The sequence below is a fragment of the Streptomyces sp. NPDC058691 genome (assembly GCF_042714775.1).
Taxonomy (GTDB): Bacteria; Actinomycetota; Actinomycetes; order Streptomycetales; family Streptomycetaceae; genus Actinacidiphila.
On sequence record NZ_JBHXSO010000014.1, the window covers coordinates 94,333 to 116,178 of the forward strand.

Below are 21,846 nucleotides of genomic sequence, written 5' to 3' on the forward strand. Positions count from 1 at the left end.
GCGCGGTGCTGCGGACCGCCCCATACGGTCCGCAGCACCGCGAGGACGCACAGGGTGCCGATCACGCAGGACCACCCGTTCACCAGGTGGACGGGCACGAACTCCGCGACGGCGCCGGCCGCCGCCATCCCCACGCCCTGGATCGTCATCAGGCCCGCCGACTGCACGGTCATCGCCCGCCCGCGCAGTTCCTCCGGCACCGCGTCGATGAACCACTGGTCCACGCCCAGGGTGTAGGCGCCGGTGAGGCCCGCGGCGAACATCGCGACGAGGGACCACGGCAGTGAGGGCCGCAGCAGGAAGACGGCGTAGGGCAGCAGGCTGCAGAGCACCAGCGGCCCGGCGATGCGACTGCGGGCCGCCGGGCTCAGGTAGCCGCCCGCGAGCGACTCCCCCAGGATCATGCCGACCGGCATCGCCGCCATGAACAGGCCGAGCCCCGTCGTCCCCGCGCCGAGCGAATCCGCGTACGGAGCCGCCAGCGCCTCGGGGACGACGCTGAAGAGCGACGGCACCCACCCGAGCAGCATCAGCGACCGCACCCGGCGATCGGCGAGAAGCCGGCCTCCGGGGCCGCCGCCCTTGCGCTCCCCGGCACCGCGCGCGGGCCGCCGCCGGGTGCCCAGGCGCAGCAGCAGCGCCGAGCCGAGGAAGGCGGCCGCCGTGAGCAGCAGCGCGGCCCGCGGCGTGACGAAGACCAGCAGCAGCCCGCCGACCCCGAACCCGACGACCTGGGCCCCCTGCGCCACGATCCGGATCAGTGAGCGCCCCAGCACGAAGGCGTCGCCCGGGAGGATGTCGGCCAGGCTCGCCGCCCGCGTGCCGGTGAAGACCGGGCCGACCAGCGCCATCACACCGCGCAGCGCGAGCAGGACGGCGACCGGCGTCCCCGGCAGCACCATCCCGGCCGCGCACGCGGCGCACAGCAGGTCGCAGACCACCAGCACCCTGCGCGGCGGGAAGCGGTCCGCGATCCCGGCCAGCAGTGCCCCGCTGATCGCGTACGGCACGAAGCCCAGCGCGAAGGTCAGCGCCGACAGCAGCGGCGAGGCCGTGAGCCGGAACACCAGCACGGACAGCGCGATCTGGGCCACGACCGTGCCCTGCAGCGACAGCACGTGCGCCGCGAAGACGGCCCGGAACTCCCGCACGGCGAAGACGGCCCGGTAGCCCCCGGGCGCGGCGGCGGGTGCGGCGTCGGCATTCAGCGTCATGGTCCGCAGCGTGGCGGCCCGGAACCGGCCGTCGTAGTCTTTCGGCCGCAGCCGAAAGTCAGGCGCCCGGGGAGGAGCTCACCGATGCCGTTCCACATGCGGTTCGGGGCGGACGACCTGCTGCGCTGCCGGTTCGGGATATCCCCGCTGTGGGAGACCGCGGGCGCGGTCCGCACCCTCAAGGAGACCCGGCTGCAGGCGTACCACCTGCCCTGGCTGCGGCAGACGGAGGCGGCGACGCGGGAGCTGGACCTCACGGGGCTGTGGCTGCTGATGCCGCGCCGCGGTTACACCCCGGACTTCCTGTGCCCGCCGCCGGACGGCCCGCTCCCCTCCTTCGACGAGGAGCTGGCCCGTGTGCGCGCCACCGGCCCCGGCGCCGCCCGCGCCGAACTGGCCCGCTCCCTGGCCGACACCCCGGGCGCGGCGGACAGCCCGCAGGGCCGCGCCATGCTGGCCCATCCGGCGCGCGCGGTGCGGGAGTTGGCGGATCTGTACGAGCGGGTCTGGCACGCGTTGGTCGCGCCGTACTGGCCCCGGCTGCGCGCGGTGCTGGAGGCCGACGTCGCCTTCCGGGCGCGCCGGCTCGCGGACGGCGGGCTGACCGGGCTCTTCGCCGATCTGCATCCCTCGCTGAGCTGGACGAAGGGCACCCTGACGCTGCACCGGCAGACGGAGCACGACCGGGACCTCGCCGGCGACGGCCTGGTCCTCGCGCCCAGCGTCTTCGTCTGGCCGGACGTGGCGGCGGGCTTCGACGCGCCCTGGCAGGGCACCGTCGTCTACCCGGCGCGCGGCATCGGCGGTCTGTGGCAGGCCCCGCGGGCCGGCTCCGACGCCCTCGTCCGCCTGCTGGGCGCCAACCGGGCCGCCATCCTCGGCGGCCTGGGCGAACCCGCGACGACCACCGCGCTCGCCGACCGCCACGGCCTCGCCCTGTCGTCCGTCTCGTCCCACCTGTCGGTGCTCCGCGACGCGGGCCTGCTCACCTCGCGCCGCTACGGCCACCAAGTGCTCTACGAGCGCACGCCGCTGGGCACCGCCCTGGCGGGCGACTGAACGGGACCGTCCCGGCCGCCACCCGCTACCCGCTACCCGCTACCCGCCGGCGAGGTACCGCTCGACGGTGTCCACCTTGGAGGTCAGGCCGTCGGTGACACCGGGGCGGATGTCGGCCTTGAGGACGAGGGAGACCCGCGGGGCGCGGGCCTCGACGGCGGCGACGGCGCGGCGGACGACGTCCATGACCTCGTCCCACTCACCTTCGATCGAGGTGAACATCGCGTCGGTGCGGTTGGGCAGCCCGGACTCGCGGACCACGCGGACCGCCTCCGCGACGTACTCACCGACGTCCTCGCCGACGCCGAGCGGACTGACGGAGAACGCGACGATCATGCCTCGGCCGCCCCACGCTTGAGGTCCTTGAGCTCCTTGCGGGCGCGGGCGGCGATCACGCTGTTCTCGGCCTCGCGGCGCAGCATGCGCTCGGCGAAGAAGCCGCCGAAGGGCAGGAAGGAGAGCACGAAGTAGAGCGCGGCCCGGCCGAGCGGCCACTTGGCGCGGTTCCAGGCGTCGAGCCAGAAGAGCACGTAGAGGATGAACAGGATGCCGTGCACCATGCCCATGACGGGGACCGCGTTGAAGTCCGTGGTGCGCTTGAGCACCGAGCAGATCAGCAGGAGCAGGAAGGACACCGCCTCCGGGGCGGAGACCAGGCGGAGCCGGTTCAGGGCGGATGCGGTCTTGATGTCCACGGGACCTCACTATCGGGACAGGGACAGCGGCAGGGCGGTGCAGGGCAGTGCTGGGCTGAGTGACGCCGGGGCGATTGTGAATGTGCTCACAAGAGCCCTGCCCATTATCACCCCACCCCCGCGCCGCCCCGCGCCCGGGGGCCGGTGCGGCGGGGCCGGAGTGAACCAAGGACGCCTCCGCGGCGTCCTGCACCACATGACGTTCGACTGGGACCGCCGGCACTGCGCCCGGCGCGGGCACATCACGTACGCGCCCGACGAGGCGCATCTGCGCGAGCGACTGCGCGCCGAGACCGCGCTCGGCGAGGTGTGGCGCTGCCTGCGCTGCGGGGACTTCGCGCTCGGCGAGCCGCACGGCTCGGGGCCCGCGGACCGGGCGCCGGAGGTGCCGCGCGGCCGTGCGCTGCGCGATCTGTTCATCCTGCGCTTCCTGGCCGTGGAGCGGCTGCTGCGCGGCCTGTTCATCGTGCTCGCGGCCTGGGCGGTGTGGCGCTTCAGCAACTCGCAGGACGCGGTGCGCCGCTTCTTCGAGGAGAACCTGACCGTCTTCCGCCCGGTCTTCGGGCACTTCCACTACGACCTCGACCACTCCCCCGTGGTCGACACCATCCGCCAGACCTTCGAGTACCGGCACTCCACGCTGCTGATCGTGGCCGGCGCGCTGCTGCTGTACGCGCTGATCGAGATCGTCGAGGCGGTCGGCCTGTGGGCGGCCAAGCGGTGGGCGGAGTACCTCACCGTCGTGGCGACGGCCGCTTTCCTGCCGCTGGAGGTCTGGGAGCTCACCGAGAAGGTCAGCTACCTCAAGATCGGCACCCTGCTCCTCAACATCCTCGCCGTGCTCTACATCCTGCTGTCCAAGCGGCTGTTCGGGCTGCGCGGCGGCCACGCGGCCTTCGAGGCCGAGCGGCGCGGCGCCTCGCTGCTGGAGGTCGAGGAGGCCGCGGGCACCGCCGGCACCTCCGACGCATCCGGCACACCTGGCGCACCCGGCACACCCGGTGAACCCGATGAACCCACTGTGACGAGGACCCTGGTGACGGGTTCCTCCCGGACGGATACGGTCTGACCCGTGGCTCAGTTTCGATTGCAGGGCAGCAAGGTGCTCGCCGTGGACATGGCCGGCGACGCCGTGAAGGCGAAGAACGGAGCGATGGTCGCCTACGACGGCCAGATGCAGTTCAAGAAGATGTCCGGCGGCGGCGAGGGCCTGCGCGGCATGGTGACCCGGCGGCTCACCGGCGAGTCGATGGAGGTCATGGAGGTACGGGGGCAGGGCACCTGCTACTTCGCCGACCGCGCGAGCGAGATCAACCTCGTCCGCCTGAACGGCGAGAAGCTGTACGTCGAGGCCAGCAATCTGCTCGCGACCGAGGCGACGCTGCGCACCGGCACCACCTTCACCGGGCTGCGCGGCGCCTCCCAGGGCAACGGGCTGTTCACCACCACGGTCGAGGGCATGGGCCAGGCGGCGATCATGTCCGACGGACCCGCCGTGGTGCTGCGCGTGGCCCCCGGCATGCCGCTGCAGGTGGACCCGGGCGCCTATGTGGCGCACACCGGCAATCTGCAGCAGCACTTCCAGGCCGGCATCGGCTGGCGCGCCATGATCGGCGAGTCCGGCGGCGAGTCCTTCCAGATCCGCTTCGAGGGCGACGGCCTGGTGTACGTCCAGCCCAGCGAGCGCAACACGGTCGGGGGCCAGATCTGATGCCCTTCACGCGGATCAACTCCAAGATGGTCGAGGCCCAGGTGCTCCCCGGCCAGCGGCTGTTCAGCCAGCGGGGCGCGATGCTCGCGTACCGCGGGAACGTCTCCTTCACCCCCAACGTCCAGGGCGGGCAGGGCGGCATAGGGTCGATGATCGGCCGCCGGATGGCGGGCGAGGCGACGCCGCTGATGACCGTCGAGGGCCACGGCTCGGTGATGTTCGGGCACGGCGGCCACCATGTGCACTGCGTCGACCTGACCGGCGACACCCTCTACGTCGAGGCGGACCGCCTGCTGGCCTTCGACGGCACCCTGCGGCAGGGCACGATGTTCATGGGCTCCCAGGGCGGCGTCATGGGCGTGATCCGCGGCCAGGTGACGGGCCAGGGCCTGTTCACCACGACGTTGCAGGGCCAGGGCGCGGTCGCGGTGATGGCGCACGGCGGCGTCATCGAGCTGCCGATCACCCCGCAGCGCCCGGTGCACGTCGACCCGCAGGCGTACGTGGCCCACCGCGGCGACGTGCGCAACAAGCTGTCCACCGCGCTCGGCTGGCGCGACATGGTGGGCCGCGGCTCGGGTGAGGCGTTCCAGCTGGAGCTGTCGGGACAGGGCACGGTCTACGTGCAGGCAAGCGAAGAGAGGCTGTGAAGCCGTGACCACAGGCGGCCCCGTCGTCCACGACCCGTACACCCTGCCGGTCGACGACAACGTCAACCCGTACGCCTTCAGTGTCGATCTGAAGGGCCAGTGGTTCCTGCAGAAGGGGAAGATGATCGCCTACTACGGGCAGATCAGCTTCCACGGCATCGGCCACGGCGCCCTCGACGGCCTGATCCGCGCCAACTTCCACTCCCCGCTGCACGCTTCGGACTGGGTGGTCGCCGAGGGCCAGGGCAAGATGATCCTCGCCGACCGCGCCTTCGACGTGAACTCCTACGACCTGGAGAACGGCAACCTCACCATCCGGTCGGGGAATCTGCTGGCCTTCCAGCCGGGTCTGGCCCTCAAGCAGTCGATCATCCCGGGCTTCCTGACCCTCATCGGCACGGGGAAGTTCGTCGCCGCGTCCAACGGCGCGGTGCACTTCGTCGAGCCCCCGGTCCGGGTCGACCCGCAGGCGCTGGTGGGCTGGGCGGACTGCCCGTCGCCCTGCCACCACTACGACCACGGGTACATGCGCGGCGTGCTGGGCGGTCTGCGGGCGCTGACCGGCATCGGCGGCACCTCGGGCGAGGAGCACCAATTCGAGTTCGTGGGCGCGGGCCAGGTGCTGCTGCAGTCCACGGAGGTGCTGATGCCCGAGCAGGCGACGGGCGCGGTCCCGCACGAGGCCGGCGTCCCGGGCGCGGGGGCCGGTGTCCCGGGCGGCCAGGGCGCGCCGCGGCTGCCGGGGCAACTGGGCGACTTGCAACGCCGTTTCGGACTGTGACGGCGCGGACACGCAACAGGACCCCGATTAATACGGGATTCAACATCCTGAGTATAATTCCAGCATGGAGACTGAGAACGGCACCATCTGGCTGACCGGCGACGAGCAGCGGGCCTGGCGCACCCACCTGGAGGTCAGCAAACTGCTGACCCACCAGCTCGAACGGGACCTGCAGCCGTTCGGTCTGACGTACAACGACTACGAGATCCTGGTCAACCTCTCCGAGTCCCCCGAGCATCGCATGCGGATGAGCGACCTCGCCCGCGCGACGCTGCAGTCCAAGAGCCGGCTGTCCCACCAGATCAGCCGGATGGAGAACGCGGGCCTGGTCCGCCGGGAGGACTGCGAGTCCGACCGGCGCGGGCTGTACGCCGTCCTCACCGAGGACGGCTGGGACACCATGCGCAAGGTCGCCCCGCACCACGTGGCGGCCGTGCGGGAGCACTTCATCGACCTGCTCCCGGCCGAGGACCTGGTGGCGCTGCGCAAGGCCCTGACCCCGGTCGCGGACCACCTGCGGGCGGTGCGCGGACGCGCCTGACCGGCCGGCCCGCCGGGCGGCGCCGCGCGCCGGCCGGGCGGGTCGCCGCCGCCCGGAGCCGTTCCCGCTCTCCGCCCGGCCGTTCCGGCCCCGCGTCACATCTGTTCGGTCACATCCGCACGGTCAGGCCCGCTCGGTCAGGCCCGCGACCAGCTCGTCGGCCGCGGCGTACGGGTCCAGCTCGCCCGCGACGATGCGCTCGGCCAGGGCGCCCAGCCGGCGGTCGCCGTGCAGGTCGCCGATCCGCTCGCGCAGCGCCGTGACGGCGATGTGCTCGACCTCCAGGGCGGCCCGGCGCATCCGCCGCTCCGCCAGCACGCCGTGCTCCTCCATCCAGGCCCGGTGCTTCTCCAGGGCCTCGACGACCTCGTCGATCCCCTCGCCGCGGGCGGCGACCGTCTTCACGATCGGCGGGCGCCAGTCGCCCGCCGACCGGGCCTCGCCCAGGCCCAGCATGTGGTTGAGTTCGCGGGCGGTGGCATCGGCGCCGTCCCGGTCGGCCTTGTTGACCACGTAGACGTCGCCGATCTCCAGGATCCCGGCCTTCGCGGCCTGGATGCCGTCGCCCATACCGGGCGCGAGCAGGACCACCGAGGTGTCCGCCTGGGCCGCGATCTCCACCTCCGACTGCCCGACGCCCACGGTCTCCACGAGGATCACCTCGCAGCCCGCGGCGTCCAGCACCCGGATCGCCTGCGGCGCGGCCCACGCGAGGCCGCCCAGATGGCCGCGGGTGGCCATGGAGCGGATGTAGACCCCCGGGTCGGAGGCGTGATCGCTCATCCGGACCCGGTCGCCCAGCAGGGCGCCGCCGCTGAACGGCGAGGAGGGGTCCACCGCGAGCACCCCGACCCGCTTGCCGGCCCGCCGGTACGCCGAGACCAGCGCCGAGGTCGAGGTCGACTTGCCGACGCCGGGCGAGCCCGTCAGCCCGACCACGTACGCGCCGCCGGCCAGCGGCGCGAGGGCCGCCATCACCTCACGCAGCTGCGGGGACGCCCCCTCCACCAGTGAGATCAGCCGGGCGACCGCCCTCGGGCGGCCCTGCCGCGCCTGCTCCACCAGGGTGGGGACGTCCATCGTGCTCCTCTTTTTTCAAGGGCTCGGTTCGCCTCCGGTTCGCTGAGCCGCTGCCGACAGTCGACCATGCTCGGCCGCTCGTTCCTCGCGGCCTCCGCGTGCTCTCCTTTTCGGCAGCGGCCGCTCACCTTCGGCTCACTCGCCCGCAGGTCGGGTCAGCGGTCAGTTGGCCGGGACGCGGATGATCAGGGCGTCGCCCTGGCCGCCGCCGCCGCAGAGGGCGGCCGCGCCGACGCCGCCGCCGCGGCGGCCCAGCTCCAGCGCCAGGTGGAGCACGAGGCGGGCGCCCGACATGCCGATGGGGTGGCCGAGGGCGATGGCACCACCGTTGACGTTCACCTTTTCAGGTGTCACGCCCAGGTCCTTCATCGACTGCACGCACACCGCTGCGAACGCCTCGTTGATCTCGATGAGGTCCAGGTCGGCCACGGTGAGGCCGTCCTTCTTCAGCGCGTGCGCGATGGCGTTGGCCGGCTGCGACTGCAGCGAGTTGTCCGGGCCGGCCACGTTGCCGTGGGCGCCGATCTCGGCAAGCCACTCCAGACCCAGCTCCTCGGCCTTCTCCTTGCTCATGACGACCACCGCGGCGGCGCCGTCGGAGATCTGCGAGGAGGTGCCGGCCGTGATGGTGCCCTCCTTGCTGAAGGCGGGGCGCAGCTTGCCCAGGGACTCGACCGTGGTCTCGGGGCGGATGCCCTCGTCCTTGCTGAAGACCACCGGGTCGCCCTTGCGCTGCGGGACCTCCACCGGGGTGATCTCGGCGTCGAACAGGCCGTTCTTCTGAGCGGCCGCCGCGCGCTGGTGGGACAGGGCGGCGATCTCGTCCTGGTCGGCGCGGGCGATGCCCAGGCGGGTGTTGTGCTTCTCCGTCGACTCGCCCATGGCGATGTTCTCGAAGGAGTCGGTCAGGCCGTCGTACGCCATCGCGTCCAGCATCTGCACCGCGCCGTATTTGAAGCCCTCGCGGGACTTCGGCAGCAGGTGCGGCGCGTTGGTCATGGACTCCTGGCCGCCGGCCACCACGACGTCGAACTCACCCGCACGGATCAACTGGTCCGCCAGGGCGATCGCGTCCAGTCCCGACAGGCAGACCTTGTTGATCGTGAGCGCCGGGACGCTCATCGGGATGCCGGCCTTGACCGCGGCCTGGCGGGCGGGAATCTGCCCGGCGCCGGCCTGCAGCACCTGGCCCATGATCACGTACTCGACCTGGTCGCCGGCGATACCCGCCCGGTCCAGGGCCGCCTTGATGGCGACGGCGCCGAGCTCGGCGCCGGAGAAGCTGCGGAGCGAGCCGAGCAGGCGGCCCATCGGAGTGCGGGCGCCCGCGACGATCACGGACGTTCGTGCCTGGCTGGTCATGACGCGGCCCCTTTGCACGGAGGGTGGGTTAACGATGGTTTCACGAGGGTGGTGTCAATGTACTGAGCGGTACGGCAGCGGTCACGAGGCGGACGGTGTGATCGCGGGCACGTTGCGTGACCATGCGTGTCAACGGTCCACTGGAGTCATGCTGACTCGAATCGATCACATCGGTATCGCATGTTTCGACCTCGACACGACCGTCGAGTTCTACCGTGCCACGTACGGCTTCGAGGTGTTCCACACCGAGGTCAACGAGGAGCAGGGCGTCCGCGAGGCCATGCTGAAGATCAACGAGACCTCGGACGGCGGCGCCTCCTACCTCCAGTTGCTGGAACCGACCCGCGAGGACTCCACGGTCGCGAAGTGGCTGGCCAAGAACGGTGAGGGCGTCCACCACATCGCCTTCGGCACCGAGGACGTGGACGGGGACGCCGCGGCCGTGCGGGACAAGGGGGTGCGGGTGCTGTACGACAGCCCCCGGACCGGCACGATGGGGTCCCGGATCACCTTCCTGCACCCCAAGGACTGCCACGGCGTTCTCACCGAGCTCGTCACCTCGTCCAAGGAGCACTGACCGGACGCGACTCGCCCCGGTAGAGTGGCGGGGCGACCCCGGGGTGGGCTGGGGTACCTGCCCGCGCCTCGGCGTGGGATCGGACACAATTCTCCGCAAGGCCCCGCGGTAAACGGGGCCCCGGGGAATCTCACTCGGTTGGCGGGTGGGTACACCAGGAGACGGATGGGACCGCGGAGTGCGGGGCTACGACCGCTACGAGGTTGAGGAAGACCACCTCTCGCAGTTCGAGGCCGAGATGGAGCGGCTTCGGAAAGAGCGGGACAAGGTCGTCCAGCATGCCGACGACCTCGGCTACCAGGTCGAGGTGCTGCGCGCCAAGCTGCACGAGGCGCGACGCAACCTCGCGACCCGTCCTGCCTACGACAACATGGGTCTGCAGGCGGACCAGCTGCTGCGCAACGCCCAGATCCAGGCCGACCAGCTGCGCGCCGACGCCGAACGGGAGCTGCGCGAGGCCCGCGCCGCCACCCAGCGGCTGCTCCAGGAGCAGGCCGAGCACCAGTCGCGGGTGGAGGCGGAGTGGCACGCCGAGGCCGTCGCCCGGCGCCGCCGTCTGGACGAGGAGCTGGCCGAACGCCGGACCAACGTCGAGAGCCACGTCAACGAGAACGTCGCCTGGGCGGAACAGCTGCGCGCCCGCGCCGAGTCCCAGGCCCGTCGGCTCCTGGACGAGACCCGGGCCGAGTCCGAGGCTGCGCTGGCCGCCGCCCGCGCCGAGGCCCAGCGGATCGCCGAGGGTGCCCGCGACCGGCTGGAGTCCGAGGGCGCGTCCGCCCGCGCGGAGGCGGAGCAGCTGCTGCGCCGGGCCCGCGCGGACGCCGAGCGCCTGCTCAACGCCGCCGCCAACCAGGCCCAGGAGGCCACCTCCCAGGCCGAGCAGCTGCGCACGTCCAGCCGCAGCGACACCGAGAACGCCCGCAGCCAGGCCGTCGAGCTGACCCGGTCCGCCGAGGAGAAGCTGCGCGAGGCCGAGGAGAAGCTGCGCGAGGCGCAGAGCGAGTCCGACCGGCTCCGTGAGGAGGCCGCGGCCAACGCCGCCAAGCGGCTGTCCGTCGTCGACGCCGACAACGAGCAGCGCACCCGCACCGCCAAGGCCGAGGTCGCCCGCCTGGTCGCGGAGGCGACCAAGGAGGCGGAGGCAGCCAAGGCCGAGGCCGAGCAGGTCGTCGGTGACGCCAGGGCCGAGGCCGAGCGCGTGCTCGCGAATGCCCAGGAGACCGCCAAGTCCGAGGCGGCCGAGGACGCGGCGGCCGCGCTGGCCAAGGCGGCCCGCACCGCCGAGGAGGTCCTCACCAAGGCCACCGAGGACGCCCGCGCCACCACCCGCGCCGCGAGCGAGGAGGCCGAGCGCATCCGCCGCGAGGCGGAGTCCGAGGCGGAGCGACTGCGCGGCCAGGCCGAGGAGTCGGCCGAACAGCTGCTGGGCACGGCCAAGGACGACACCAAGGAGTACCGCGCCAAGACGGTCGAGCTCCAGGAGGAGGCGCGCCGGCTGCGCGGCGAGGCCGAGCAGCTGCGCGCCGAGGCGGTCGCCGAGGGCGAGCGCATCCGAGGCGAGGCCCGGCGCGAGGCCGTCCAGCAGATCGAGGAGGCGGCCAACTCCGCCGAGGAACTGCTCACCAAGGCCAAGGCCGACGCGGCCGCGCACCGGCAGAACGCCAACGCCGAGTCCGACCGGGTCCGCACCGAGGCCATCGAGCGCGCCGCGGGTCTGCGCCGGCAGGCCGACGAGCTGCTGGAGCGCGCCCGCGGCGAGGCCGAGCAGGTGCGCGAGGAGGCGCAGCAGCAGGCCGACCAGGTGCGCGAGGCCGCCGAGACGGCCGGCGCCGCGCTGCGTGAGGAGGCCGAGCGGGGCGCCGTGCGGCTGCGCGACGATGCCGAGGCCGATCTGGTCCGGCAGCGCGAGGAGGCCGAACGGCGCATCACCGCCGCCGAGGAGGCGCTGCGCGAGGCCCGTACCGAGGCCGACCGGCTGCGCAGGGAGGCCGCCGAGGAGGTCGCCGCGCTGCGCGCGGAGGCCGCCGAGCGGGTGCGCACCCTGCAGGAGCAGGCCGAGCAGGACACCCTGCGGCTGCGCGACGAGGCCGCCGCCGACGCCTCGCAGAGCCGCGCCGAGGCCGAGCAGTCCGCCGTGCGGCTGCGCGGCGAGGCGGCCGCCGAGGCCGAACAGCTGCGTACCGAGGCGCAGGAGACCGCCGACCGGGTGCGGGCCGAGGCGCAGGAGACCGCGGGACGGCTGCGCGCCGAGGCGGCCGAGGCGCTGTCCGCCGCTCAGGAGGAGGCCGGCCGGCGACGCCGCGAGGCCGAGGAACTGTTGGGCGCCGCACGCGGCGAGGCCGAGCAGGAGCGGGCGCAGGCCCGCCGCGAGAGCGACGAACTGCTGGCCACCGCCCGCAAGCGGGCCGAGGAGGCCGGTGCCGAGGCCGAGCGGCTGGTCGCCGAGGCCGAGCGGCACTCCGCGGAGCTGATCGGCGCGGCCGAGACGACCGCCCAGCAGGTGCGGGACTCGGTCAACGGGCTGCACGAGCAGGCCGAGGAGGAGATCGCCGGGCTGCGCTCGGCCGCCGAGCACGCGGCGGAGCGCCTGCAGTCCGAGGCCCAGGAGGGCGCCGACCGTCTGCACGCGGACGCCAACGCCGAGCGCGAGCGGGCCGGCGAGGACGCGTCCCGGCTGCGCCGCGAGGCGCAGGAGGAGGCCGAGTCCGCCCGCCAGCTGGCCGATCGCACGGTCACCGAGGCGATCGAGGAGGCCGACGCGCTGCGCGCCGAGACCCGCGAGGAGGCCAACCGCCTGCGGGTGGACGCCGCCGAGCAGGTGGACCGGCTGCTGTCGGAGGCCGTCGAAGAGGCCGACCGGCTGCGCGCCGAGGCCGGCACGCAGGTCGAGGAGATGCTCGGCAAGGCGCAGCGCGACGCCGAGCGCCTGGGCATCCTCGCCAAGGACGCCCTGGAGGGCGCCGAGCGGGACGCGGTGGAGCGCCGCCGGGCGGCCGAAGAGGCGCTGGGCACCGCCGAGGCGCAGTCCCGCCGCATGCTGGACGAGGCCAGGAACGAGGCGAACAAGCGCCGTACGGAGGCCGCCCAGCAGGCCGACCAGCTCATCGGCAAGGCACGGACGGAGGCCGAGCGGCTCGGCATCCTCGCCAAGGACGCCCTGGAATCGGCGGAACGGGACGCGGACGCGGCCCGCGCGGAGTCCGACCGGATGCGCGACGAGGCCCGCGAGGACTCCAACAAGCGCCGCGGCGAGGCCGCCGCGCAGGCGGACGAGCTGATCTCCGGGGCGCAGGCCGAGGCGCGCAAGATCGGCGCCTCGGCGGAGGAGCAGGCCGACACCATGGTGGGCGCCGCCCGCAAGGAGGCCGACCGGATCGTCACCGAGGCCACCAACGAGAGCAACGGCCTGGTGGAGCGGGCCCGTACCGACTCCGACACCATGCTGGAGGAGGCCCGCCGGGACGCCACCGCCATAAGGGAGCGGTCGCAGGAGCTGCGTCAGCGCGTCGAGGCCGAGGTCGAGGAGCTGCACGAGCGGGCCCGCGCGGAGGCCGCCGCCACGATGAAGTCGGCGGGCGAGCGGGTGGACAAGCTGGTGGAGGCCGCCACCGAGCAGCTGTCCAAGGCGGAGGCGAAGGCGCGCGAGCTGGTCTCCGACGCCGAGGCGAAGGCCGAGGAGACCCGGTCCACCGCGAGTGCCGAGGCCAGCAAGGTGCGCATCGCGGCCGTGAAGAAGGCCGAGGAGCTCCTCAAGGGCGCCGAGCAGAAGAAGGTCGACACCGAGCGGGACGCGGAGCGGCTGCGCGCCGAGGCGCGCACCGAGGCCGAGAGGATCGTCACGGAGGGCAAGCGCGAACTGGAGGTGCTGGCCCGGCGCCGCCAGGACATCAACGCGGAGATCACCCGCGTGCAGGATGTCCTTGAGGCACTGGAGTCATTCCAGACGCCGCTCGACGGGGGAAAGAGCAACAGTCAGAACGGCACACAGAACGGTAAGAACACGGTCGCCGCCGGGGCGGCGTCCGGAACCACCCGAACAGGGGGCAAGCGGTCCGACGATGCACCACTCGATTGAGCGGTCATTGTGCACAGTTACTGGACACTGACTCGATGACACGCCGCCCCGGCCCCTAGGATTCCCTCTAACACCCCACCCGGTCTGAATTGACAGGAACCCCATGAGCGACACTTCCTCCCCTTTCGGCTTCGAGCTCGTGCGGCGCGGATACGACCGCGGGCAGGTGGACGACCGCATCACCAAGCTGGTCGCCGACCGTGACAGCGCACTGGCCCGGATCAACGCGCTGGAAAAGCGCATCGAAGAGCTGCACCTCGAGACCCAGAACGCTCAGGCGCAGGTCAACGACGCCGAGCCGTCCTACGCCGGTCTGGGTGCGCGCGTCGAGAAGATCCTCCGCCTCGCCGAGGAAGAGGCGAAGGACCTGCGTGAGGAGGCGCGCCGCGCCGCCGAGCAGCACCGCGAGCTGGCCGAGTCCGCCGCCGCCCAGGTGCGCAACGACGCCGAGTCCTACGCCACCGACCGCAAGGCCAAGGCCGAGGACGAGGGCGAGCGCATCGTCGAGAAGGCCAAGGGTGAGGCCGGCCAGATGCGCGCCGACGCGCAGAAGGACGCGCAGGCCAAGCGCGAGGAGGCGGACGCCCTCTTCGAGGAGACCCGCGCCAAGGCGGCGCAGGCCGCGGCCGACTTCGAGACCAACCTCGCCAAGCGCCGTGAGCAGTCCGAGCGCGACCTGGCGTCCCGTCAGGCCAAGGCCGAGAAGCGCCTCGCCGAGATCGAGCACCGCGCCGAGCAGCTCCGCCTCGAGGCCGAGAAGCTGCGCACCGACGCCGAGCGCCGCGCCCGCCAGACGGTCGAGACCGCGCAGCGCCAGGCCGAGGACATCGTCGCGGACGCGAACGCCAAGGCGGACCGCATCCGCAGCGAGTCCGAGCGCGAGCTGGCGGCCCTCACCAACCGCCGCGACAGCATCAACGCCCAGCTGACCAACGTCCGCGAGATGCTGGCCACGCTGACCGGTGCCGCCGTCGCCGCGGCCGGCGCCCCCGCCGACGACGAGCCCGTCTCGCGCGGCGTTCCGGCCCAGCGCTGAAAGCGCCCCGCGTCCGGACCGACTGAGCCCCCTGCCTCCGCGGCAGGGGGCTCGGGCACAACCGGGGCCGGTATTCCGGGTGCACCGGCCGCTGTGGCACCAGTACCCTATGCGGCATGATCGAGCTGCAGGGGCTGACCAAGCGGTACGGTGACAAGACCGCCGTGGACGACCTCACCTTCACGGTGCGGCCCGGGATGGTGACCGGTTTCCTCGGTCCCAACGGCGCCGGGAAGTCCACCACGATGCGCATGATGCTGGACCTGGACAATCCGACCAGCGGCAGCATCCGCATCGACGGCAAGCACTACCGCGAGCTGAACGAACCCCTGAAGCACATCGGGGCGCTGCTGGAGGCGAAGGCCATCCACGGGGGCCGCACAGCGCACAACCATCTGCTGTGCCTCGCCCAGTCCAACCGCATCCCGGCCCGCAGGGTCGACGAGGTGCTGGAGGTCGTCGGCCTCTCCTCGGTCGCCAAGAAGCGTTCCAAGGGCTTCTCCCTCGGCATGGGCCAGCGCCTCGGGATCGCCGCGGCGCTGCTCGGCGATCCCGAGATCCTGATGTTCGACGAACCGGTCAACGGACTGGACCCCGAGGGCATCCACTGGATCCGCAACCTGATGAAGGGCCTGGCGGCCCAGGGCCGGACCATCTTCGTCTCCAGCCACCTCATGAGCGAGATGGCGCTGACCGCCGAGCATCTGATCGTGATCGGCCGCGGCAAGCTCATGGCGGACACGACGATGGCCGAGTTCATCGCCGAGAACTCCCGCTCCTATGTGCGGGTCCGCACCCCCGAGCCGGAGAAGCTGAAGGACGCGCTGACCGCCGCGTCGATCACGCCCGTGATCACCGACGAGGGCGCCTTCGAGATCGAGGGCACGGAGGCCGCGAAGATCGGTGAGCTCGCCGCGCGGCACCAGTTGGTGCTGCACGAACTCAGCCCGCAGCGCGCCTCCCTGGAGGAGGCCTTCATGCGGCTGACCGCCGAGTCGGTGGAGTACCAGGCGGGCATCCCCGGACAGCCGGTGGACGGCGCCGTGGCGGCGGCCTCCGCCGTTCCCGCGACGACACCTGCGACGACGCCCGCGCCTGCCTGGGGCGCCGACTGGCAGAACAAGAAGGAGAAGTCCTGACATGGCGGCACCGAGCGCGGTTCTGCAGTCCGAGTGGACCAAGGTCAAGTCGGTCCGCTCGACGGTGTGGACGCTGGCGTCCGCACTCCTCGTCACCGTCGTCATCAGCGGACTCATCTGCCTGCTGATCGCCTCTCAGTGGCAGAACACCTCCGAGCAGGACCTGCGGAACTTCGACCCGACCAACACGAGCTTCGCCGGGCTGATCCTCGGCCAGCTGGCCCTGATCGTCTTCGGCGTCCTGGTCGTCACCGGTGAGTACAGCACCGGCATGATCCGCACCTCGCTCGCGGCGGTCCCGCAGCGCGCCACGTTCTACCTGTCGAAGGTCGCGGTCACCGGCGCCCTGGCCCTCGTCGTGGGGATGGCCACCAGCTTCCTGACCTTCTTCATCGGCCAGGCGCTGCTCGGCTCGCACAGCACCTCCATCTCGGAGGACGGCGTGCTGCGCGCGGTCGTCGGCGGCGGTCTCTACATGACGCTGATGGTGCTGTTCTCCGTGGGCGTCGCGATGATGCTGCGCAGCCCCATGCTGTCGCTGGGCATCCTGATGCCCTTCTTCTTCCTGGTCTCGGCGATCCTCGCGAACGTCCCCAAGGCCAAGACCGTGGCCCAGTACTTCCCCGACCAGGCCGGCTCCAAGGTGCTGCAGGTGGTCTCGACCGGCGACGCGCGCCCGTACGGGCCCTGGGGCGGTCTCGGGATCATGGCTCTCTGGGTGATCGCGTCGCTCATCGGCGGGTACCTGGTGCTGAAGAAGCGCGACGCCTGACCGGCGCCCGGCCCCGAGGGACCGAAAGTGTTTTCCGTTCCCCGGGGACGGGAACCATTTCCGGCCCGCCAGCCTCCTAATCCTGACGGGGGCGGGCACCGCCCCGAAGGCTGGTCGTCGAGGGGCGGAGCATGATCGAGGCAGTGGGCCTCACCAAGACCTACGGCAGCAAAACGGCCGTGTACAACCTGTCGTTCACGGTACGGCCCGGCATGGTGACGGGCTTCCTGGGACCGAACGGCTCCGGGAAGTCCACCACGATGCGGATGATCCTGGGCCTGGACAGCCCGACCTCCGGACGGGTCACGATCGGCGGTCAGCCGTACCGCCTGCTGCCGAACGCGCCGCGCCGGGTGGGCGCCCTGCTGGACGCCAAGGCCGTGCACGGCGGGCGCAGCGCCCGTCATCACCTGCTCAGCCTGGCCCAGCTGTCCGGCATCCCGGCCCGTCGTGTCGACGAAGTGCTCGGTGTCGTGGGCCTGCAGGAGGTCGCCGGCAAGCGCTCCAAGGGCTTCTCCCTCGGTATGGGACAGCGCCTCGGCATCGCGGCCGCGCTGCTCGGCGACCCCGAGGTGCTGCTCTTCGACGAGCCGGTCAACGGACTGGACCCCGAGGGCATCCACTGGGTGCGCCATCTGATGCGCAAGCTCGCCTCGGAGGGCCGTACGGTCTTCGTCTCCTCGCACCTGATGAGCGAGATGGCGCTGACCGCCGACCACCTGATCGTCATCGGCCGCGGCCAGTTGCTCGCCGACATGGGCGTGAAGGACTTCATCGCCCGCAACTCCACGGGGTTCGCAGTGGTCCGCACCCCCGACGTGGCCGCCGACCGCGAGAAGCTGAGCAAGGCACTGGCCGGGGCCGGCGCCGAAGTGCAGGAGGAGCAGGACGGAGCGCTGCGCGTGACCGGCCTCGAACTGCCGCGGATCAGCGACCTCGCGCACGACGCCGACGTGCGGTTGTGGGAGCTGTCGCCGCACCAGGCCTCGCTGGAGGAGGCGTACATGCGGCTCACCAACGGCGCGGTGGACTACCGCTCCAGCTCGGACCCGCGGCAGGGCCTGCAGCAGCCGGGCGCGCCCGTGCCGGGCGGCTGGGGAGCCCCGCAGCCGCAGCCGTACCCGCAGCAGCCCCAGCCTCAGCCGTACGGCTACGGTTACGCCCCGCCGCAGATCCCGGGGCAGCCGGTGCCGCAGCCCAACCCGTACGCGCAGCCGACCCAGCCGACCCAGCCCGTCGAGGACGCCCGATGACCGCCCCCGTCCAGATCCCGGCGCCGCAGTTCTCCTCGGCGATCCCCGTGCAGAAGGCGCACCTCGGCCACGCGCTGGCGTCCGAGTGGACCAAGATCCGGACCGTCCGCTCCACGATGTGGACGCTCGGCGTGATGCTCGTGCTGATCCTCGGCATCAACCTGATGGTCGTGACTCTCGGCTCGACCGGCCTCGTCTCCGACCCGGTGCTGGCCTTCGGCCTGTTCGGCGTGCTCCTCGGGCAGTTGTGCGTGATCACCCTGGGCGTGCTGGTGGTCAGCTCCGAGTACGGCACGGGCATGATCCGCACCACCCTGACCGCCTGCCCCCAGCGCGGCCGGGTGCTCACCGCCAAGGCCATCGTCTTCTTCGCGCTGAGCTTCACCGTCACCACGGTGGCCTGTGTGCTGAGCGCGCTGATGAACTACGCCACGTTCGGCGGCAAGCCGGTGGAACGCGAGTTCGCCAACCCGCAGCTCGTGGTGGAGAACGGCCTCAGCTCCGCGAGCGGGGCGCAGTGGTTCGGCGCGACGGTCGGCGTCGGCCTGTACGTCGCCCTGCTCGGGCTGCTCTCCCTGGCGGTGGGCACGCTGCTGCGGCACTCCGCGGGCGCGATCACGACCATGATGGGCGTGGTCCTGCTGCCGCTGATCATCGCGATCTTCATGCAGTCCGACAGAATGCGCACGGTCCAGCAGAAGATGATCGAGTACTCCTCGCCGAACGCCATCGCGTCGCTCTACCGGATGCCGATGCTCGACTCCGGCCACCCCGACGGGGTGCGCCAGCTGCTGCTGCTGGCGCTCGTCACCGCGGTCGCCCTGGGCGGCGCCTACGCGGTGCTCGCCAAGCGCGACGTCTGACCTACGCGCCCGCGGCTCAATACCGCGGGGCGTTCCGGGACCGCTGGGGCCGCACGCCCCGGCGGTCCCTCGCGTTCCAGCAGGCGGTGTGCCAGTGCCGCCGGTCGTCCACGCCGCCGTATTGCGGCCAGACCACCAAGTGCCCGACGCCCGGCGGGATTTCCTGGTCGCAACCAGGACAGCGGTAGCGCTTGCCGCCGGAACTCCCCGCGAGCGGACGGACCGTCCACTCTTCGCCCTGCCAGGTCTCGGTGCGCTCCCCGCCGCGGCCCCAGCCGGGCCCCTCCGTCTCCTGCGGGCTGCCGGCGGTGCCTCGCGGGCGGTTTCGGCGCGGGGACACAAGCACACACCTCATGCGGGGTCGGGGACATCGGCCGTCTTTCAAGCCTACGCGTAGCCCGGGGCGGCTCGGGTACGCGCCCCACAACCCCCCATTCCCGCCATCCCCTTGAAAATCATGAAATCGCGACGGTCGGCCCGTGCCTTTGGCACGTGTCAAGCGTTAGTGCCGGTTAGGGGAGCCGCGTCGGCCACCGAGAAAGGTGTGAAGCACGATGCGCGTCGGTACTTTCGTCCTCGCCGCCCAGTTCCCGGGACAGGGAGCCGGGGAGGCGCTGCACCGGGCGGTGCGCTCCGCCGAGGCGGCGGAGGCGGCCGGTCTGGACTCCGTGTGGCTCGCGGAGCACCACTTCGTGCCGTACGGGGTCTGCCCGTCGGCGGTGACGCTGGCCGCGCTGCTGCTGGGGCGGACGCGGCGGATCGGGGTGGGCACGGCGGTGAGCGTGCTGCCGACCACCCATCCGGTGTCCCTGGGCGAGCAGGCGGCCCTGCTGCACATCGCCTCGGGCGGCCGTTTCACCCTCGGCGTGGGCCGCGGAGGTCCCTGGGTGGACCTGGAGGTCTTCGGGGCCGGCCTGGCCGCCTTCGAGAGCGGCTTCCCGGAATCGCTGGACCTGCTGCTGCGCTGGCTGCGCGAGCCCCGTGTCGGGGCCTCGGGCGAACGATTCGCCTTCCGCGAGGTGGACGTAGTCCCCCGGGCCGACGAGATCGACGAGCCCAGCGGCCCTCCGGTCGTGGTCGCCTGCACCTCGCCGTCCAGCGTGCGGCTGGCGGCACGCCGCGGCCTGCCGATGCTGCTCGGCATGCACTGCGGGGACGAGGACAAGGCGGCCATGGTCGCAATGTGGCAGGCCGAGGCGCGCGATGCGGGGCTTTCACCCGAAATGGCGGCGAGCGCGGAGCATGTGTCCGCGGGTGTGGCGCAGATCGCGGACCGCCGCTCGGACGCCGTCGAGGCGCTGACCAAGGCGATGCCCGGCTGGCTTCAGCAGGGACTCGCCGCCCACCGCACGGTGGACGGCCGGGCGCGCTCGATGCGCGACCCCCTCGCCTACACCGAACTCCTCTGCGACCTGCACCCGGTGGGGTCGCCGTCGCTGTGCGCCGACCGCCTGGCCGCCACTGCCGAACGCACCGGCATCCGCCGCTTCGCCCTGCTCGTCGAGGGCTCAGGGGACCTCGCGGCCACGGAGGAGAACGTGGCGCGGCTCGGTGCGGAAGTGCTCCCACAATTGGCCTGATTGAAACATCCAGGGCAAAGCGCCGGCCAACCGCGGGAGCACCGTGACCTGTCTCAGCAGTCCCGCAGCTCCGGCGACTGGTTCAGCAACTGTGCGCGTACGGAGGTGAACTTCGCGTAACGCTCATCGACCGCCGGGTCCAGCGGGAACACCGCGACCCGGTGGCAGTTCTGGAATGCCAGTCGCACCCCGAAATGCCGTTGAAGTGCCCCCCGGATCGCGTCACTCGCCAGAGCGCGGAGCAGCTGCCCGCGTGCGTGCTCGTCCGGCGGCGGCACTTGGTTGTCGGCGAACTCTCCACCGTCCACCTTGAGTTGCGCCGCCAGAGAGCTGATCATGTCCCATGCGTAAGGCAGGGAAGTCCGGACGCAGTCGACGAATTCCCGTTCGTCGACCTCGCCTCGCTCGGCCTGTTCGAGGAGGGCCGGTGAGACGTCGAGCGACATGAGTACTCCTCTCGTGACCCCCCTGTCCGAGGAGTCAGACGGACTACGGAGAGAAGCCGTCCAGTGTTCTCCCGCAAGACGGCCTCCACTCACAACCGTAGGCGGAGAGGTCCCATGACACTAGGTGGGAGCGCTCACAACTGGCCATTTTCCAACCGCGCCCGGTAGCGAGTAGCGTTGCCGACCATGCGTCTCGTCATTGCCCGCTGCTCCGTGGACTACGCGGGCAGGCTCTCCGCCCATCTCCCCTCGGCGACCCGGCTGCTCCTGGTGAAGGCCGACGGCAGTGTGTCCGTGCACGCCGACGACCGCGCCTACAAGCCGCTCAACTGGATGTCGCCGCCCTGCACGCTCAAGGAGGGCGACGACGGGGTCTGGACGGTCACCAACAAGGCCGGCGAGCAACTGATCATCACCATCGAGGACGTCCTCCACGACTCCAGCCACGAACTCGGCGTCGACCCCGGTCTGATCAAGGACGGCGTCGAAGCGCACCTGCAGGAACTGCTCGCCGACCGCATGGAGGTCCTCGGCGACGGCTGGACCCTCATCCGCCGCGAGTACCCGACCGCGATCGGGCCCGTCGACATCCTCGGCCGGGACTCCGACGGCACGACCATCGCGATCGAGATCAAGCGGCGCGGTGAGATCGACGGCGTCGAGCAGCTGACCCGCTATCTCGAACTGCTCAACCGCGACCCGCTGCTGGCGCCGGTCAAGGGCGTCTTCGCCGCCCAGGAGATCAAGCCGCAGGCTCGCGTGCTCGCCACGGACCGCGGCATCGGCTGCGTCGTGCTCGACTACGACGCGCTGCGCGGCATCGAGGACGACAAGCTGCGCCTCTTCTGACCCCGGGGCCGCGCGCCGGCCCCGTGACGTCGTGGGGCCCCCCCCCGCCGGCGACCGGGCGCCCAACGCCGACGCGGGATCTGCGACGGTGCTTACGCGGGCGGGGGGGGGCGCGGGGGCCGGGAACCCCAGGGGGGTGATAAGGGGGCGGCCGGGGGGGTGC

Annotated in this window: 22 protein-coding genes; 15 read left to right on the plus strand and 7 right to left on the minus strand. The window is 72.0% G+C overall.

Translation table 11 applies throughout. The annotated features are described in order from the left end of the window. On the minus strand, positions 1–1,214 hold a 1,214-nt coding region (locus ACFWVC_RS12540; RefSeq protein ID WP_384283097.1), incomplete at its 3' end, for an MFS transporter. A gap of 84 nt (positions 1,215–1,298) precedes the next feature. Here ACFWVC_RS12540 and ACFWVC_RS12545 point away from each other — a divergent pair. After that, positions 1,299–2,273, plus strand: coding sequence for a DUF5937 family protein (locus ACFWVC_RS12545; RefSeq protein WP_384283101.1), 975 nt, complete (start codon positions 1,299–1,301; stop codon positions 2,271–2,273). A 39-nt stretch (positions 2,274–2,312) separates the two neighbouring features. On the opposite strand, the gene ACFWVC_RS12550 is transcribed toward ACFWVC_RS12545, so the two are convergent. Continuing rightward, positions 2,313–2,609, minus strand: coding sequence for an MTH1187 family thiamine-binding protein (locus ACFWVC_RS12550; RefSeq protein ID WP_384283105.1), 297 nt, complete (start codon positions 2,607–2,609; stop codon positions 2,313–2,315). Further along, complete coding sequence (locus tag ACFWVC_RS12555) at positions 2,606–2,968, minus strand: DUF3817 domain-containing protein (protein WP_384283109.1); 363 nt, start codon at positions 2,966–2,968, stop codon at positions 2,606–2,608. The genes ACFWVC_RS12550 and ACFWVC_RS12555 overlap by 4 nt, the downstream gene beginning before the upstream one ends. 196 nt (positions 2,969–3,164) lie before the next feature. Here ACFWVC_RS12555 and ACFWVC_RS12560 point away from each other — a divergent pair, with 196 nt between their 5' ends. From ACFWVC_RS12560 to ACFWVC_RS12580, 5 genes are all read left to right on the plus strand, one after another. Next, positions 3,165–4,037 carry a DUF2127 domain-containing protein gene (locus ACFWVC_RS12560; protein WP_384283113.1) on the plus strand — a complete coding sequence of 291 codons (873 nt, stop codon included), beginning with the start codon at positions 3,165–3,167 and terminating at the stop codon, positions 4,035–4,037. Between the two features lie 3 nt (positions 4,038–4,040). Beyond that, entirely contained in the window at positions 4,041–4,679 is a 639-nt protein-coding gene (locus ACFWVC_RS12565; RefSeq protein WP_384283116.1) for an AIM24 family protein, read from the plus strand. After that, entirely contained in the window at positions 4,679–5,329 is a 651-nt protein-coding gene (locus ACFWVC_RS12570) for an AIM24 family protein (RefSeq protein WP_384283119.1), read from the plus strand. The genes ACFWVC_RS12565 and ACFWVC_RS12570 overlap by 1 nt, the downstream gene beginning before the upstream one ends. Positions 5,330–5,333: 4 nt before the next feature. Then, on the plus strand, positions 5,334–6,110 hold the full coding sequence (locus tag ACFWVC_RS12575) for an AIM24 family protein (RefSeq protein WP_384283122.1): 777 nt from the start codon (positions 5,334–5,336) through the stop codon (positions 6,108–6,110). Between the two features lie 64 nt (positions 6,111–6,174). Next, positions 6,175–6,651, plus strand: a complete 477-nt coding sequence (locus tag ACFWVC_RS12580; RefSeq protein ID WP_384283126.1) for a MarR family winged helix-turn-helix transcriptional regulator — start codon at positions 6,175–6,177, stop codon at positions 6,649–6,651. Positions 6,652–6,774: 123 nt separating this feature from the next. On the opposite strand, the gene meaB is transcribed toward ACFWVC_RS12580, so the two are convergent. Next, positions 6,775–7,731 (minus strand): methylmalonyl Co-A mutase-associated GTPase MeaB, encoded by a 957-nt coding sequence (meaB, locus tag ACFWVC_RS12585; RefSeq protein ID WP_384283129.1) that lies wholly within the window; start codon positions 7,729–7,731, stop codon positions 6,775–6,777. Positions 7,732–7,893: 162 nt separating this feature from the next. Then, a complete protein-coding gene (locus tag ACFWVC_RS12590) occupies positions 7,894–9,093 on the minus strand; it encodes an acetyl-CoA C-acetyltransferase (protein WP_384283133.1) in 1,200 nt (399 codons plus the stop codon). A 148-nt stretch (positions 9,094–9,241) separates the two neighbouring features. Here ACFWVC_RS12590 and mce point away from each other — a divergent pair, with 148 nt between their 5' ends. The 7 genes from mce (at position 9,242) to ACFWVC_RS12625 (ending at position 18,808) form a co-directional block, all read left to right on the plus strand. Further along, positions 9,242–9,670 carry a methylmalonyl-CoA epimerase gene (gene mce / locus ACFWVC_RS12595; protein WP_319659939.1) on the plus strand — a complete coding sequence of 143 codons (429 nt, stop codon included), beginning with the start codon at positions 9,242–9,244 and terminating at the stop codon, positions 9,668–9,670. A gap of 178 nt (positions 9,671–9,848) precedes the next feature. Continuing rightward, the gene (scy, locus tag ACFWVC_RS12600; RefSeq protein WP_384283283.1) at positions 9,849–13,745 is read left to right on the plus strand and encodes a polarized growth protein Scy; all 3,897 of its coding nucleotides are present in this window, start codon (positions 9,849–9,851) and stop codon (positions 13,743–13,745) included. 103 nt (positions 13,746–13,848) lie between these two features. Beyond that, entirely contained in the window at positions 13,849–14,781 is a 933-nt protein-coding gene (locus ACFWVC_RS12605; protein ID WP_384283137.1) for a cellulose-binding protein, read from the plus strand. 116 nt (positions 14,782–14,897) lie between these two features. After that, a complete protein-coding gene (locus tag ACFWVC_RS12610) occupies positions 14,898–15,920 on the plus strand; it encodes an ABC transporter ATP-binding protein (RefSeq protein WP_384283141.1) in 1,023 nt (340 codons plus the stop codon). A 1-nt stretch (position 15,921) separates the two neighbouring features. Further along, on the plus strand, positions 15,922–16,692 hold the full coding sequence (locus tag ACFWVC_RS12615) for an ABC transporter permease (protein WP_384283146.1): 771 nt from the start codon (positions 15,922–15,924) through the stop codon (positions 16,690–16,692). Positions 16,693–16,823: 131 nt separating this feature from the next. Next, the gene (locus ACFWVC_RS12620) at positions 16,824–17,945 is read left to right on the plus strand and encodes an ABC transporter ATP-binding protein (protein ID WP_384283152.1); all 1,122 of its coding nucleotides are present in this window, start codon (positions 16,824–16,826) and stop codon (positions 17,943–17,945) included. Continuing rightward, entirely contained in the window at positions 17,942–18,808 is an 867-nt protein-coding gene (locus ACFWVC_RS12625) for an ABC transporter permease (RefSeq protein WP_384283156.1), read from the plus strand. Before ACFWVC_RS12620 ends, ACFWVC_RS12625 begins: the two co-directional genes overlap by 4 nt. A gap of 16 nt (positions 18,809–18,824) precedes the next feature. On the opposite strand, the gene ACFWVC_RS12630 is transcribed toward ACFWVC_RS12625, so the two are convergent. Beyond that, positions 18,825–19,148: an ATP/GTP-binding protein gene (locus ACFWVC_RS12630; protein ID WP_384283161.1), complete on the minus strand. Its 324-nt coding sequence runs from the start codon at positions 19,146–19,148 to the stop codon at positions 18,825–18,827. A 214-nt stretch (positions 19,149–19,362) separates the two neighbouring features. On the opposite strand from ACFWVC_RS12630, the gene ACFWVC_RS12635 reads away from it, so the two are divergent. After that, entirely contained in the window at positions 19,363–20,388 is a 1,026-nt protein-coding gene (locus tag ACFWVC_RS12635; protein WP_384283164.1) for an LLM class flavin-dependent oxidoreductase, read from the plus strand. Between the two features lie 53 nt (positions 20,389–20,441). Here the strand turns inward: ACFWVC_RS12635 and ACFWVC_RS12640 are convergent, their stop codons facing one another. Then, positions 20,442–20,834: an SCO5389 family protein gene (locus ACFWVC_RS12640; protein WP_319659947.1), complete on the minus strand. Its 393-nt coding sequence runs from the start codon at positions 20,832–20,834 to the stop codon at positions 20,442–20,444. 186 nt (positions 20,835–21,020) lie between these two features. Between ACFWVC_RS12640 and nucS the strand changes: the two genes are divergently transcribed. Beyond that, positions 21,021–21,683, plus strand: a complete 663-nt coding sequence (gene nucS, locus ACFWVC_RS12645) for an endonuclease NucS (RefSeq protein WP_384283169.1) — start codon at positions 21,021–21,023, stop codon at positions 21,681–21,683. Positions 21,684–21,846: the final 163 nt, after the last annotated feature.

Bases quoted from the DNA above. Each gene is read 5' to 3' on its own strand.
- ACFWVC_RS12545 (WP_384283101.1), top strand. From the start codon at position 1,299: ATGCCGTTCCACATGCGGTTCGGGGCGGACGACCTGCTGCGCTGCCGG.
- mce (WP_319659939.1), top strand. From the start codon at position 9,242: ATGCTGACTCGAATCGATCACATCGGTATCGCATGTTTCGACCTCGAC.
- ACFWVC_RS12635 (WP_384283164.1), top strand. From the start codon at position 19,363: ATGCGCGTCGGTACTTTCGTCCTCGCCGCCCAGTTCCCGGGACAGGGA.
- ACFWVC_RS12570 (WP_384283119.1), top strand. From the start codon at position 4,679: ATGCCCTTCACGCGGATCAACTCCAAGATGGTCGAGGCCCAGGTGCTC.
- ACFWVC_RS12605 (WP_384283137.1), top strand. From the start codon at position 13,849: ATGAGCGACACTTCCTCCCCTTTCGGCTTCGAGCTCGTGCGGCGCGGA.
- ACFWVC_RS12560 (WP_384283113.1), top strand. From the start codon at position 3,165: ATGACGTTCGACTGGGACCGCCGGCACTGCGCCCGGCGCGGGCACATC.
- meaB (WP_384283129.1), bottom strand. From the start codon at position 7,731: ATGGACGTCCCCACCCTGGTGGAGCAGGCGCGGCAGGGCCGCCCGAGG.
- ACFWVC_RS12640 (WP_319659947.1), bottom strand. From the start codon at position 20,834: ATGTCGCTCGACGTCTCACCGGCCCTCCTCGAACAGGCCGAGCGAGGC.
- ACFWVC_RS12615 (WP_384283146.1), top strand. From the start codon at position 15,922: ATGGCGGCACCGAGCGCGGTTCTGCAGTCCGAGTGGACCAAGGTCAAG.
- ACFWVC_RS12590 (WP_384283133.1), bottom strand. From the start codon at position 9,093: ATGACCAGCCAGGCACGAACGTCCGTGATCGTCGCGGGCGCCCGCACT.
- ACFWVC_RS12550 (WP_384283105.1), bottom strand. From the start codon at position 2,609: ATGATCGTCGCGTTCTCCGTCAGTCCGCTCGGCGTCGGCGAGGACGTC.
- ACFWVC_RS12580 (WP_384283126.1), top strand. From the start codon at position 6,175: ATGGAGACTGAGAACGGCACCATCTGGCTGACCGGCGACGAGCAGCGG.
- ACFWVC_RS12625 (WP_384283156.1), top strand. From the start codon at position 17,942: ATGACCGCCCCCGTCCAGATCCCGGCGCCGCAGTTCTCCTCGGCGATC.
- ACFWVC_RS12610 (WP_384283141.1), top strand. From the start codon at position 14,898: ATGATCGAGCTGCAGGGGCTGACCAAGCGGTACGGTGACAAGACCGCC.
- nucS (WP_384283169.1), top strand. From the start codon at position 21,021: ATGCGTCTCGTCATTGCCCGCTGCTCCGTGGACTACGCGGGCAGGCTC.
- ACFWVC_RS12620 (WP_384283152.1), top strand. From the start codon at position 16,824: ATGATCGAGGCAGTGGGCCTCACCAAGACCTACGGCAGCAAAACGGCC.